The organism is Pseudomonas sp. SAR267, assembly GCF_052077595.1.
GTDB classification, from domain to species: domain Bacteria; phylum Pseudomonadota; class Gammaproteobacteria; order Pseudomonadales; family Pseudomonadaceae; genus Aquipseudomonas; species Aquipseudomonas vlassakiae.
The window spans coordinates 3,537,210-3,551,262 of record NZ_JBQIHU010000001.1; the positions used below are offsets into that span (position 1 = coordinate 3,537,210).

At 62.2% G+C, this 14,053-nt stretch carries 11 protein-coding genes; 9 read left to right on the plus strand and 2 right to left on the minus strand.

From position 1 onward, the window contains the following. Positions 1-224 precede the first annotated feature (224 nt). From ACTORR_RS16650 to ACTORR_RS16675, 6 genes are all read left to right on the plus strand, one after another. Positions 225-1,982, plus strand: a complete 1,758-nt coding sequence (locus ACTORR_RS16650; RefSeq protein WP_054887908.1) for a carbamoyltransferase family protein — start codon at positions 225-227, stop codon at positions 1,980-1,982. Further along, positions 1,966-3,096, plus strand: coding sequence for a glycosyltransferase (locus ACTORR_RS16655; protein WP_441343722.1), 1,131 nt, complete (start codon positions 1,966-1,968; stop codon positions 3,094-3,096). The genes ACTORR_RS16650 and ACTORR_RS16655 overlap by 17 nt, the downstream gene beginning before the upstream one ends. Beyond that, on the plus strand, positions 3,096-3,992 hold the full coding sequence (locus ACTORR_RS16660) for an antimicrobial resistance protein Mig-14 (RefSeq protein ID WP_313365763.1): 897 nt from the start codon (positions 3,096-3,098) through the stop codon (positions 3,990-3,992). Before ACTORR_RS16655 ends, ACTORR_RS16660 begins: the two co-directional genes overlap by 1 nt. After that, a complete protein-coding gene (locus ACTORR_RS16665; RefSeq protein WP_099815585.1) occupies positions 3,989-5,392 on the plus strand; it encodes a PIG-L deacetylase family protein in 1,404 nt (467 codons plus the stop codon). Before ACTORR_RS16660 ends, ACTORR_RS16665 begins: the two co-directional genes overlap by 4 nt. 37 nt (positions 5,393-5,429) lie before the next feature. Then, positions 5,430-6,386: a glycosyltransferase gene (locus ACTORR_RS16670; protein ID WP_313365762.1), complete on the plus strand. Its 957-nt coding sequence runs from the start codon at positions 5,430-5,432 to the stop codon at positions 6,384-6,386. A 263-nt stretch (positions 6,387-6,649) separates the two neighbouring features. Further along, a complete protein-coding gene (locus ACTORR_RS16675) occupies positions 6,650-7,741 on the plus strand; it encodes a glycosyltransferase (RefSeq protein ID WP_054887903.1) in 1,092 nt (363 codons plus the stop codon). 2 nt (positions 7,742-7,743) lie between these two features. Here ACTORR_RS16675 and ACTORR_RS16680 read toward each other — a convergent pair whose 3' ends face one another. Continuing rightward, entirely contained in the window at positions 7,744-8,349 is a 606-nt protein-coding gene (locus ACTORR_RS16680; RefSeq protein WP_441344124.1) for a toluene tolerance protein, read from the minus strand. A 103-nt stretch (positions 8,350-8,452) separates the two neighbouring features. On the opposite strand from ACTORR_RS16680, the gene ACTORR_RS16685 reads away from it, so the two are divergent. The 3 genes from ACTORR_RS16685 to hldE all read left to right on the plus strand — a co-directional run bounded on the left by ACTORR_RS16685 (position 8,453) and on the right by hldE (position 13,003). Further along, positions 8,453-9,628: an O-antigen ligase family protein gene (locus tag ACTORR_RS16685; RefSeq protein WP_441343723.1), complete on the plus strand. Its 1,176-nt coding sequence runs from the start codon at positions 8,453-8,455 to the stop codon at positions 9,626-9,628. 15 nt (positions 9,629-9,643) lie between these two features. Further along, positions 9,644-11,452, plus strand: coding sequence for a lipid A export permease/ATP-binding protein MsbA (gene msbA, locus ACTORR_RS16690; protein WP_441343724.1), 1,809 nt, complete (start codon positions 9,644-9,646; stop codon positions 11,450-11,452). 129 nt (positions 11,453-11,581) lie between these two features. Then, on the plus strand, positions 11,582-13,003 hold the full coding sequence (gene hldE / locus ACTORR_RS16695; protein ID WP_054887899.1) for a bifunctional D-glycero-beta-D-manno-heptose-7-phosphate kinase/D-glycero-beta-D-manno-heptose 1-phosphate adenylyltransferase HldE: 1,422 nt from the start codon (positions 11,582-11,584) through the stop codon (positions 13,001-13,003). 34 nt (positions 13,004-13,037) lie between these two features. On the opposite strand, the gene ACTORR_RS16700 is transcribed toward hldE, so the two are convergent. Then, positions 13,038-14,006, minus strand: coding sequence for a hypothetical protein (locus ACTORR_RS16700; RefSeq protein ID WP_054887898.1), 969 nt, complete (start codon positions 14,004-14,006; stop codon positions 13,038-13,040). Between the last annotated feature and the right edge of the window lie 47 nt (positions 14,007-14,053).

A 14,053-nucleotide genomic window follows, 5' to 3' on the forward strand; every position in this document is an offset into this window, starting at 1 on the left:
AGGCGCTACAAGTCCCTTGTGGGAGCGGGCTCGTCGAGGCGTCGAACCGCCGCGAACACCGGCAAGGCCGGTGCCATGCACCGCGGCGCCTGCTTCGTGGCCAAGCCCGCTGCCACAGGTTAATGCAGTGTCTCCCTCATTGTTTGCGTTATAATCCCGCCCTTTAGCCGCCAGCCGCCCATGAGGCCGCTGGCGCATCTCTACCGAATGAAGAGGCTAATCCCTTGGCATTGACGATTCTTGGCCTGTCCGGCGCCCTTAGCCATGACCCTTCCGCGGCCCTGTACATTGACGGCAAGCTGGTTGCCGCCGCCGAAGAAGAGCGCTTCGTGCGTGACAAGCATGCGAAGAACCGCATGCCCTACGAGTCGGCGAAATTCTGCCTGGAACAAGCCGGCATCAAGCCGTCCGACGTTGACGTGGTGGCCATTCCGTTCGCCCCGATCAGCCTGTTCGGCAAGGCCCGCTGGCACTACGCCAAGCGCTACTGGTACGCCCCGGACCGTGCCCTCGACGCCATCCTGATGGGCAACCGCCGCTACAAGCGCTACCGCAAGAAGATCGTCTGGTGCCTGGAGCAGCTGGGCTTCGACCCGAAAAAGGTCAAGATCGAACCGGTCGAGCACCACCTGGCTCACGCCTCCAGTGCCTACCATTGCTCGGGCTTCAAGGAAAAGACCGCGATCCTCGGCATCGACGGCAAGGGTGAGTACGCCACCACCTTCTTCGGCTACGGCGAAAACGGCAAGATCCACAAGATCAAGGAGTTCTTCGATCCGGACTCGCTGGGTGGCCTGTATGGCGCGATCACCGAATTCCTCGGTTTCGAAATGCTCGACGGTGAATTCAAGGTCATGGGCATGGCGCCGTACGGCGACGCCAGCAAGTACGATTTCTCCCGCCTGGCCAGCTTCGAGAACGGCGAACTGGTGATCAATACCGAGTACGCCAACGTCATCGGCCTGCGCCGCTATAAAGAGAAGGGCAAGGGCTTCTACTTCTCGCCGAAGCTGATCGAATGGCTGGGGCCCAAGCGTGAAGGCGATATCGCCGACGAACCGTACATCCACTACGCGGCCAGCATGCAGGCGTTGTTCGAAAAGATCGCCCTGCAGATGATCGACCACTACCTGGGCGACACCCTGCGTGAAACCGGCAAGCTGGCCTTCGCCGGCGGCTGCGCGCTGAACGTCAAGCTCAACCAGAAGATCATTGCCCGTTCCGACGTCAAGGAACTGTTCGTCCAGCCGGCTTCCGGTGACGCGGGTACTGCTGTCGGTGCTGCTGCCTACGTTTCTCACGCCCGTGGCGTGCCGGTCGAGAAGATGGAGCACGTCTACCTCGGCCCTTCCTACTCCAACGAAGACGTGATCGCCGCCTGCGCCCGTCACCCGAACGCGCCGAAATGGCGCAAACTCGACGACATGCCGCAGCGTATCGCCAAGATCATGGTCGAGGGCAATCCGGTGGCCTGGTTCCAGGGCCGCATGGAGTTCGGCCCGCGTGCCCTGGGTGGTCGTTCGATCATCGGTTGCCCGAGCGTGCCGGGCGTGGCCGACCGCATCAACGAGCAGATCAAGTTCCGCGAACGCTGGAGACCTTTCTGCCCGTCGATGCTCGACACCGTCGCCCCGCAAATGATCAAGGTCGACCACCCGGCGCCGTTCATGACCTTCACCTTCGAAGTGGCTGAAGAGTGGAAGACCCGTGTGCCGGAAGTGGTCCACGAGGACGGCACCTCGCGTGCCCAGGTGCTCAAGCGTGAATACAATCCGCGCTACTACGACATGATGAAGGCGCTGGAAGACCTGACCGGCAACGGTGTGTCGCTGAACACCTCGCTGAACCGCCGTGGCGAGCCGATGATCTGCTCGCCGACCGACGCGCTGAACATGTTCTTCGGTTCGGACCTGCAGTACCTGATCATGGAAGACATCCTGGTCGTGAAGGACGGCGCTGCCGCCTATGACCAGCCGCTCTGAAGCGCGGGTCCTGCAGTTCTGCCATGGCTATGACGGGCCGTTCCTCGATTGTGCCCGTCAGTACGCCAGCCTGTTCCAGGGCAGCGGCTACAAGGTCACCACCGTGTTCCTCACCGGCGCCGCCGACCCGCAGGTTGCGGCTGGCTGCGCGTCGGACGAGGTGCTGTTTCTCGAATTCAGTTCCAAGGCCGTGCGTGGCCTGAAGCTCAGTGCAATACGCGCCCTGCGGCGTATCGCGGCCGAACGCAGTTTCAGCTTCTGCATCGCTCACCGTTTCAAGCCGATCTATGTCGCGCTGCTGGCAACCGGCTTGCCGGTGATCGGTGTGCACCACGCGTTCGGCGATTATGAGCGCAAGGGCCGGCGTCTGTTCGCCAACCTGTTCAGCAAGCGCCTGAGCTTGCTGGGCGTGTCGGATGCGGTGCGTGACGACATGCGCCGTTGCTTGCCGCAGTGGCCGGCCGAACGTATCCAGACCTTATACAACCGTATCGATATCGACGCCCTGCAGGCCGCCCAGGTATGCCGTGCCGAGGCCCGCGAGGCATTGGGCCTGCATGCCCAGGCATGGGTGGTCGGCAATGTCGGTCGTCTGCACCCGGACAAGGATCAGGCGACTTTGCTGCGTGGCTTTGCCGAGGCGCTGCCGGGCCTGCCGGCCGGTGCTCGCCTGGCTATTCTTGGCAAGGGCCGCCTGGAGGCCAAGCTCAAGGCACAGGCTGCCGAACTGGGGATTGCCGCGCAGGTTGACTTCCTTGGTCAGGTGCCGGATGCCCGTCGCTATTTCCAGGCCTTCGACGTGTTTGCGCTGAGCTCCGACCATGAGCCGTTCGGCATGGTCCTGCTCGAAGCCATGGTCGCTGGCGTACCAGTATTGGCAACGGCCTGCGGCGGTGCGCGCGAAGTCGTGGAAGGTGTTGGTGTACTGTTCCCACTGGCCGACGCCGGGCAACTGGCGCAGGGCCTCAAGCACATGGCCGCGCTGGATGAACAGCAGCGTGAAACCTGCGCTGCGCACATGATGCGGCGGCTGCATGAGCGGTTTTCCGATCAGGCCGTGCGCGAGGCGTTCTGGCAGTTGCCACAGGTTCGTGCGCTGGCGGGGAAGGCGTGATGCTCAATCATATCCGGGCCTTCCGCGAGCGCGGGTGGCAGGCCATCGATGCACCTGCCTACGCCGAGGCGTGGGCGCGATTCGGTGGCAGCGTCGCGACGCACCCATTGGTGGTCGAGCAGTTGGCGGATCTGGCTCAGATCCCGGTGCGTTACCTTGGCTGGTACCAGGCAGATGAATTGAAAGCTGCCATCCCGACCTGGGGGCGGCACCTGGCGTTGTCCAAGGACGTGCTCAAGCGTGCCGGCAAGAAGGCCCTGTTCGATCTTGGCAATGCCGAGATCATCCTGCCGGCGGAGGCTGATGCCGGCGCGCCGTTGCGCCATGGCGCACGCTACCTGTCCGAACTGAACCAGGGCCGTTTCAGCGGCCTCAAGGTGCAGAAAGAGCAGCTGGCCATGGCCCGCCCCCATGAAGACCTGTCGAAGAAGTTCCGCTACAACCAGCGCCGCGAATTGCGCCTGCTGGAAGAAGCGGGCGGGGTGGTGCGAGCGATCAGCGACTTCAGCGCGCAGCAGATCGCAGCCATGTACTGCGAGCTGTTCCTGCGCCGCTGGGGCTTCCCGGCCACCGGTGCCGAGCGCATGGCCGAAGTGCTGGAGCGCCTGCGCGAGCTGCTGATCGGCTCGGTGCTGATGCTCGACGACAAACCCATTGCCATCCAGCTGGTGTATCGCGTTGAAGCGCCTGAGTGGATCAGCGTCGAATACATCAACGGTGGTGTCGATCCCGAAACCAAGGCTTTCAGCCCCGGTAGCGTGCTGAGCTTCCTCAACACCCAGGCGGCCTGGGAAGATGCCAATGCGCGCAACAAGCCCCTGCGCTTCTCGTTCGGCCGAGCCGACCGGGAGTACAAGGATCGGTGGTGCAACCCTGTGCCGGTATTCCAGTCGTGAGCCGCAAGCAGCAGTTGCTCAAGCGCCATCGGCGCAACAAACGCCTGGGTTTGCTGGCCAGTCTGGTTGTGCTGCTGGCGCTGGGTATCGTCACGTGGTGGTGGCTGCCGCTGTTGCTGCTGCCTTTGCTCTGGGTCGCGCACGAAGCCTGGTTCGCCGACCACCTGTTCTATGCGCCTGGCGAAGATTACGCCTACCGCTTCGGCGAGCTCAGCCAGGAAGCGCCGGTCGTGCTGCGCGACGGGCTGCTCAAGGTGGACGCGACGTTGCAGGGTGACGAAACCCTGATGCTTGAAGTGCGGGTGAAGAGTGGTTGGCTGGGGCGCTTCCTCGATCCACGGGTCGAGTTGTACGGCAGCGAATGCATGGATCGGCAAACCTTCGAGCGTGGTGTCGATGGGTTGCGTTTCCTCAACCTCACCGGGCTGGCGGCCCCGCTGCAGGCGGGCACGCTGCGTCTGCGTGGGCGCTTTTGCCAGTTGCAGGGGGAACCACGCCTGTGGATAACCCCCGGCGTCGAGTTGCAGCGCCGCCGCGTGATGGTCATCGCGCCGCATGCCGATGATGCCGAGCTGGCGGCTTATGGCTTGTACAGCCAGGCGGACGAAACCTGGGTGGTGACCCTGACTGCAGGTGAAATCGAAGCCGAGCACTATCAGCAGATGGGCCTGGGCAAGTCGGAGGCTGCGCGCTTGAAGGGGCGCCTGCGCGCCTGGGACAGCATCGCCGTACCGCGCTGGGCCGGTGTACCCGAGTCCCGTTGCGTGCAGTTGGGGTATTTCTGCCTGCAGCTGCCCGCCATGCAAGCTGCGCCTGATCAGCCTGCTGCGTCCCGTGAAGCGGACATGGCCGATATCCGCCCGTTCCGCCAGTTCAACCCGTTCCCGCTACCGGCCGACCGCGATGGTGCGCCAACCTGGCAGAACCTGCTGGCCGACCTGCGGGCCCTGCTGGAGATGGCCAGGCCTGAAGTACTGGTCATGCCCCATCCGCAACTTGACCCCCACCCCGACCATATCTGCGCCCAGGCGGCCGTCATGGAGGCCCTGCAGGGCCTCGACTGGCAGCCGCAGACGCTGCTGTGTTACGCCAACCATCTGCATGACAACGACCGCTGGCCAATGGGCGACAGTGGCGATGGCGTGGCCTTGCCGCCGCAACTGAGTGCCGAGCAGGCCTGGGCGCCATGTGCCTTGCTGCTGGATATCGCTACCCAGCGCGACAAGGCCATGGCCTTGGGCATGATGCACGACCTGCAGCCGCCTGCACCGTTCAAGCGTCGTTTGCGCCGCTTGCTGCAGCGCTGGCTGGCCGGGCGCCGGCCGTCGCCTTACGGGGAGAACGAGTTCTTCCGCAAGGCCGTGCGCCGGCATGAATTGTTCTGGCGGCGTGAGCTGTAAACCTGACCGCGAAGGCGCAGAGCGCCCAAGGAAAGCAATGAAAGTCCTATTTCTGGTACAGAAGGAACAGCGCGCGATCCTCGATCGCCTGTACGATGGCGTCGCGGCCAACTGTGAATGCGATCTGCGCTGGCTGACCAGCGAAGACCAGCGCAACCTGCGCCGTTACTTCAAGCGTGAGGTGCAGGCCGAGCGCTATGACCGTATCGTCTTCTTCCTGCGCTTCAAGCAAGAGATCCGCCAGGCGGCCTTCATCCGCACGGTGCCAAACCTGGTCATTCTCGAACACGACGCCTACCAGAACTACATCCCTTGCAAGTACACCGGCAAGTTCAGCGCGCATTACCGCAAGATGCCGTGGGCGCGCGTGATCAGCTCGGGCTACACGGTCAGCGAGCGTCTGCGTCAGGAGGGCTTCGACGCGGTGTTCGTGCCCAAGGGCTACGATGAACAACTGCTGGCCGACCAGGGCCGTGAGCGCGATATCGTACTGGCATTCGTCGGCAGCACCAACAGTGTCGCTTACAGCGGGCGCAAGGCGCTGCTGGATGAGCTGGGGCAGGTAGAAAACCTGGTAGTGACCCGTACCAAGTCGGGCGAGGATTACTGCAACACGCTCAACCGTATCCAGTACTTCGTCAGCGCCGACGTGGGCATGGGCGAGTACATGATCAAGAACTTCGAAGCCATGGCTTGCGGCTGTGTGCTGCTGGCCTACGACCAGGGCGAAGCAGAGAATCGCGCGTTAGGGTTGCAGGACATGGTCAATGTCGTGTTCTACGACAACATACCGACCTTGCAGGCAAAGTTGCGCACATTGCGCGAAAACCCTGCGCTGGCACAGCAGATTGCCGAAAATGGTCGCGAGTTGGCAGTGTCGCGTTTCAGTTTCGCGGCAGTGGGGCGCAGTATCGTCGAGCATATGCGCCCGGCGCTCAGGCCTCAGCCGCCGCTGACTGCATGGCAGCGCTTGCGCCTGAAACTCGGCTTCTGACCATCTGCCTCTGCGATGACAGCGTCGGCTATAGGTTTCATGTTGATTCCGGGCACTAACCTGTGTTGCCAGGGTCATCCAAGGGGCAGCACCGCTGTCCAGCATTTCCAGCCTATGCTGGTAAAGGGCGCTTATCCGACGTCATGTCGGGTAAGACCGGCATTGACGCTGGTCATGGGTGCCCTTGTCTGCATGGGAAATCCGATTCCTGTAATTGAGGTTGCAGTCCCACCTGGCCTGGACGGGAGAGGGGCGCTATCCCCATGAATATCGTCAATATGATGTGGGCAGGCGGTTCGCCGTACATGTCCATCCACAAGGTCCACCAGCAGGTGCTGTCGCACGCAGGGGCCGATGCTTCCATCAGTAACTGGTTGTTACTCGGAGGCGAGCTGTGTCACGGCCGCGGCCCCACCCGCGTGTGGCACATACCGCAACGTGTGCTGAAGGGAAAAAGCCTTTGGCGTCTATTGCTGCCCTGGCAGCGCCTGCGTCTGCGCAGGGCGCTGCAACAAGCCCGTGCTGACGTCATCCTGCTCGATGGCGTAGGGGTCGCACGCTTGGTGCTACCGGTGTTGCAGCAGGTCCCTGGAATACGGGTCAAAGTGCTGTTCCATGGCAGTACCCGGCTGACTGCCAGCGATGTGCGTTTGTTGAACCAGTTGCCGCCAGAGCGTCTTAGCATCGCAGCAGTCTCGCAGACTTTGGCGCGCTCGCTTGAGCAGGACATTGGTCGTCCTGTGCAGGCGCTACGCATGGCATTCGACCCGCAAGCCTTCGCCAGGCCGCTACTCAGTCGTGAACAGGCTCGCCAGGCGCTGGCATTACCCAAAGCCACCGGTCAGGTGCTCGGAGCCGTGGGACGGCTGGTCGAAAGTAAAGGCTTCGCGATGCTCATCGAGGCATTCGCCAAGGGGGCCGCCAACCGCCCAGACATGCGCTTGGCGATTGTCGGTGATGGTCCTCTGCGCGCCAGTCTGGCGGCGCAAATTGATGCGCTGGGGCTGACCGGGCGGGTGATGTTGTGCGGCCACCATGATGATTTGCAGCAACTCTACCGGGCGTTTGACTGGCTGTTGGTGCCGTCGCGTGCCGAGGGCTTGGGCCTTGTGGTGCAAGAAGCCGTAATGGCGGATCTACCGGTGATTTGCAGCGACTTGCCAGTGTTTCGTGAGCAGTTGCGCGAAGCGGGCTTGTATCTGCCGGTTGGCGACGTTGAAGCTTGGTCCCAGGCAATCGAACGCTGCGATGCCCCCAGCGCTCAGGCCATGGCCGCTCGTCAGCGCGAGGCACTGGCGCCCGAGGCGGCATGGCAGGCGTTCTGTGACGGGGCGCAGAAGCTGCTGCGTGGTTGAAGTCAGCGCGCTAGCAGAGCCGCCTCGAAGTCGGCGAGCGGGAATTGGTCACCCAGGTTTTCCCTCTCGATGTAACGCACCATGTGTTGCACATTGCGCCTGATCATTCGTGCAGAGAGTGGCGGGCGCAGGAAGCGCATGTCTGCCACATCGATCAGGCCGAGATGTTGATCAGGCGTTACGACTACATTACCCAGGTGCAGCGAGCGGAAGTACACGCCACTGCGGTGAAGTTGGCGGATCAGTTCGATCAGCCGCGGCAGGTAGGTGGCCCAGCTGAACTCGGCGTCACGCGATAGTTGCAGCAGTGTGCGCCCTGGCAGAGGGCGATACAGCACTGCTGTTCTGCCTGGGACATCGAGCTTGTGCTGGCTGATCACTTCGAGCGTGGGGATCCCGAGTTGTTGCAGGCGAGCGGCATTGTCGACAAAGCGCTGCGAGTACGGTCGAAGCAACGCAGATGAAATTAGACGCTTCCTACGAAAAACCTTAAGGAAGTTTCCATCCCTGAGCAGGTAAACTTTGGCGCCATGGCTATCTGCCTCTAGCACCTGGGCTCCAAGTGTCAGCTGATCGAAGTCGACCTGGGAGAGGCGGGAGCACTGCATGTATAAGGCCTTGTCGTCTGGCAAGCGAAAATGACTGGCAATAATGCCGAAAATAAAGCTGTTGCACCATGTCTGGTGTCATTTGCGTTACCGGGGAGTATGGATGTTGTATCAGAAGAGCTGGGCCAGGGCCTGGTTGGCATTCGGGTTGATCTGGTTCCTGGCGGCCATTGCCTTGGCTCCCAGCAACAAGCTGTATCAGCAAGGCATGATCTTGTTCATGTGGCTGCCCACGTTGGTAGTGGCATGGTCGGCGAGACGTATTCTGGTTGATGCCTGGCGGCATCAGCCCGCGCTGTGGGGGGCGTTGGCGCTGTTGTTGATCTGGGGCGCGCTGAGCATGGCCTGGTCAAATAATGAACAATTCTGGCGCGAAGGCAAGCGGCTGCTTTACATTCTGGTGTTCTTGCTGGCGTTCCCGATCATAGGGCAGTTGGGGACGGACCGTATTCGCCAGTTGTTACGGATAGGGGCTGCATTGCTGGCGATTGCCGCGCTGATCTCGATTGTTAGGTTCTACGGTGTCCAGGGCATGCCGCTGGTTGATCGCCTGGAAGGTATCGGCGAGATTTCGCACCCGATCCTTGGCGCCTATGTTGTCGGCATCGCGGCTTTGCTGCTGCTGTACGATCTTCCAAGGCAGCCTGCCTTGCGCCTGGGCTGGATATTGGCGCTGGCCTGCCTGGCCGCATTTGTCGCCTTGAGCCAGAGCCGTGGCGCGGTACTGGCACTGATCATCCCTGTGATCCTGGCACCCCTGTGGTTCCGTGACAGGCACAGCCAGCTCATGGCGCTGCTCGCAGTGGTCAGCACCGGACTGGCTTTCTACGTCGCCTACGACCTCATCGCCTTGCGTGGCTCGTCCTTCCGTCCCGAAATTTTCCGCGCAACGTTGCACATGATCAGTGAGCACCCATGGGGCGGGTTGGGGCTGGGTGCTTATTACAAGGTAGAAGCCGCGGGTTTGCAGTTCGATCACACCCATAACATGTTCACCCATGTTGCGGTTGAGCTCGGGTTGCCCGGGATGCTGCTGTGGATTGCCGTGTGGCTGTTCACCCTCGGCGAGATCGTTCGAGCGCGCGGCACGATCTTTGGCAAGATTCTGCTCAGCCTCTGGATCTACTCGACCATGGCCATGCAGTTCGACGCCGCCAGCCTCACCACGACGCCCCGTGCAGAATGGTTCGTCAGCTGGCTGCCAGTTGGCCTGGTCATGCTACTGCCATGGGTACGTGCCGAAAATGACGCCTGTGGTAAAATTTCCGGTTCAACCTGAACAGCGAGCTCGATGATGGCCGAAACACCGCTACCGGCGGAGCACAGCTCCAGTCTGAAGATCTACTTCCGGCTGCTGAGCTACGTGAAACCCTATGTCGGCATTTTCCTGCTGAGCATTGTCGGTTTTGTGATCTTTGCTTCGACCCAGCCCATGCTGGCCGGGATTCTCAAGTATTTCGTCGACGGGCTGAGCAACCCGGAAGCGGTATTGTTCCCCAATGTCCCCTACCTGCGCGACCTGCAGCTGCTGCAGGCGGTTCCGCTGCTGATCATCCTGATCGCTGCGTGGCAAGGCCTGGGCTCGTTCCTGGGTAACTACTTTCTGGCCAAGGTTTCCCTGTGCCTGGTGCACGACCTGCGCGTAGAACTGTTCAACAAGCTGCTGGTGCTGCCCAATCGCTACTTCGACAACCACAACTCAGGCCACCTGATTTCGCGGATCACCTTCAACGTGACCATGGTCACCGGTGCTGCCACCGATGCGATCAAGGTGGTCATTCGTGAAGGCCTGACGGTGGTATTCCTGTTTGGCTACCTGCTGTGGATGAACTGGCACCTGACCCTGGTGATGGTCGCCATCCTGCCGGTGATCGCGGTGATGGTCAGCGTCGCCAGCAAGAAATTCCGCAAGCAGAGCAAGAAAATCCAGACTGCCATGGGCGACGTGACGCATGTCGCGTCCGAAACCATCCAGGGTTACCGCGTGGTGCGCAGCTTCGGCGGTGAAGCCTACGAGCGGCAGCGCTTCGGCAATGCCAGCCAGAGCAACACCGACAAGCAGCTGCACATGACCAAGACCGGCTCGTTGTACACGCCGCTGCTGCAGTTGGTGATCTACAGCGCCATGGCAGCATTGATGTTCCTGGTGCTGTTCCTGCGCGGTGAGTCCACCGCCGGTGACCTGGTGGCCTACATCACGGCGGCGGGACTGTTGCCCAAGCCCATTCGCCAGCTGTCGGAAGTCAGCTCGACCATCCAGAAGGGCCTGGCTGGAGCAGAGAGCATCTTCGAGCAGCTGGACGAGCAGCCGGAGATCGACACTGGCACCGTCGAGAAGGAGCGTGTGGACGGCCGGCTTGAAGTGCGTAACCTGAGCTTCACCTATCCTGGCACCGAGCGCGAGGTGTTGAGCGACATCAGCTTCGTCGCCGAGCCTGGGCAGATGATCGCGCTGGTCGGGCGTTCGGGTAGCGGCAAGTCGACGCTGGCGGCGCTGATACCGCGTTTCTATCATCATGACCAAGGGCAGATCTTGCTCGATGGCGTGGAGATCGAGAACTATCGCCTGCGCAACCTGCGTCGCCATGTGTCCCAGGTGACCCAGCACGTCACCCTGTTCAACGACACCGTGGCCAACAACATCGCCTATGGCGACCTGGCTGGCGCCCCGCGTGCCGATATCGAAGCGGCTGCCGCAGATGCCTATGCCAAGGAATTCGTCGACCGACTGCCAAAAGGCTTCGATACCGAAGTCGGTGAAAACGGCGTGCTGCTCTCCGGTGGCCAGCGTCAGCGCCTGGCGATTGCCCGGGCTCTGTTGAAGAACGCCCCGCTGCTGATCCTCGACGAAGCAACGTCGGCGCTGGATACCGAGTCCGAGCGGCATATCCAGGCCGCCCTGGACCACGTCATGGAAGGCAGGACCACGCTGGTGATCGCCCACCGCCTATCGACCATCGAGAAGGCCGATCAGATCCTGGTGATGGACCAGGGGCGCCTGGTCGAGCGCGGTACCCATTCCGAATTGCTCGCGGCCAATGGCCATTATGCCCGTCTGCATGCCATGGGCCTGGATGAGCCGGCCAAGGCCGATATCACCTGACCCGCCTTGATCGGGGCCGTATCGGCCCCGATTGTCACGGGACTTTTCCAGGGTGCATCTGGCCGTAAAGCCGTCGACTACCCTGTGCTAATATCCTGCCCCTGTTCATTATTTCCATATGGGTTGCCCATGAAGTTGTCCATGCCGCGTTTCGATCAAGCCCCGGTACTGGTGGTCGGCGATGTCATGCTCGACCGCTACTGGCATGGCGGTACTTCGCGTATCTCGCCTGAAGCGCCAGTGCCGGTGGTCAAGGTCGATCAGATCGAGGATCGCCCCGGCGGCGCGGCCAACGTTGCCTTGAACATCGCCGCTCTCGGCGCACCTGCCTCACTGATCGGTGTCACCGGCCAGGATGAGGCCGCCGACAGCCTGGCCAACAGCCTGCAGGCCGCTGGCGTGCGTTCGGTGTTCCAGCGCATCGCGCATCAGCCGACCATCGTCAAGCTGCGGGTCATGAGCCGTCACCAGCAACTGCTACGCATCGATTTCGAAGAGCCGTTCGCCACCGACCCACTGTCGCTTGGCGCGGAAGTCGACACGTTGCTCGAAGGCGTCAAGGTCCTGGTCCTGTCCGACTACGGCAAGGGTGCGCTGAAGAACCACCAGAGCCTGATCCAGGCCGCTCGAGCCAAGGGCATTCCTGTGCTGGCCGACCCCAAGGGCAAGGATTTTTCCATCTACCGAGGCGCCAGCCTGATCACTCCGAACCTCAGCGAATTCGAGACCATTGTCGGCCGCTGCGCCGATGAGGCCGAACTGGTCGCCAAAGGCCTGCAGTTGCTTCAGGACCTGGACCTTGGTGCGCTATTGGTGACCCGTGGCGAGCATGGCATGACCCTGCTGCGCAGCGGCCAGCCAGCGCTGCACCTGCCTGCCCGCGCTCGTGAAGTGTTCGATGTGACCGGTGCCGGCGATACCGTCATCTCGACCCTGGCGGCTGCCATTGCCGCGGGTGAAGACCTGCCCCACGCGGTGGCCCTGGCCAACCTGGCTGCTGGCATCGTGGTCGGCAAGCTGGGTACCGCCGCAATCAGTGCCCCGGAACTGCGCCGGGCGATCCAGCGTGAGGAGGGCTCCGAGCGAGGCGTGTTGGGCCTGGAGCAACTGCTGCTGGCCATCGACGATGCGCGGGCGCACAAAGAGAAGATCGTCTTCACCAACGGCTGCTTCGACATTCTGCACGCCGGGCATGTCACCTACCTGGAGCAGGCGCGTGCACAGGGTGATCGCCTGATCGTCGCCGTCAACGACGATGCGTCGGTCAGCCGCCTGAAGGGGCCGGGCCGTCCGATCAACAGCGTTGACCGGCGCATGGCCGTGCTGGCCGGCCTGGGGGCGGTGGACTGGGTGATCAGTTTCCCTGAAGGCACGCCGGAAAACCTGCTGAGTCAGGTCAAGCCGGATGTGCTGGTCAAGGGCGGTGACTACGGCATCGACCAGGTGGTGGGTGCCGATATCGTCAAAGGTTATGGCGGCACCGTGAAGGTGCTGGGGCTGGTCGAAAACAGCTCGACCACGGCCATCGTCGAGAAGATCCGCAAGAACTGATTGACCATCTGGGGCTGCAAAGCGGCCCCAGATGTTACTTGTGAAGTGAAGTGCGGGCCCGCTCCAGCAGTGCTCGTGCCTTGTCGCCAAAGCGCTGCAGAGGCGAAGCCGGCGCCACCTTGCGCTCGACCAGCCCCTGCTGCTTCACCCAGTCCCTCCAGCGAATCCGCTCGTCGGCCACCACCCAGCCGTCCTGCCGGGCAAAGCTCTCGGCCAGGTACAGCCCGCGGGTACTCGCCGGCACAAGCTCATCCTTCTTAAGTGTGTAAAGCTCTGCCAACGGTTGACCATCCTGTACCGGCATCAGGTACAGATCCGGTCGCTTGCGGTTGAGCCGTGCCACCAGTTGGTCGCCTTCCAGGCGCTCATCGACATGGAACAGGCTGAGTGTCTTGGCCTCCCTTGGCACCTGCAGGCGCATATCGTAGATCAGCTGCAGTGAGGCCGTTGGCAGGTGCACATAGGCCCGCGGCCGTTCCAGCAACATCAGGTTGCCGCAGTGCACCGGGCGGGCAGCCCCTGATTCCGGCATCAGTACGAACGGCAAGGCTTCACGGTAATGCAGTGCGGCGGCGTAGGGGGCGGGCAGCCAGGTGTCGTTGAAACGCCCGCTCAGCCAGCCTTCCGGGGTTTCCAGCAGGCATTCTTCAGCGACCTCCTGAACTGCGGTGTGCAGCGGCAGGTTGAGTTCCTGAGCGGGGACATAGCCGGAAATCAGTTTAAGGACCACATCCCCGCGGTCCTGGCGGCGCTGCCTCACCAGTACCCAGTAGTCACGGTTCTGCCAGTGCAGGGTCAGGCGTACCGAAACGCCCAGGTTGGCCAGTTCGACGACGAAGCGCTGCTTGTCGGCAAGCTGGATGGCGCGCCGCCGTTGCTGGGTCTGGGCGAAGTTCAGCGGCATACCGATGCTCTGGTAGACCAGGCCTTCGGGGGTGGCTTCGACATGCAGTGGCAGTGTCTTGAAGTTGCTCGGGTTCTTGCGGATCAGCGTACGCGCCACGAGGCTCCTCCTTGCGTCGGGTCATTCTCCAGGCCCAGCTTGGCAGA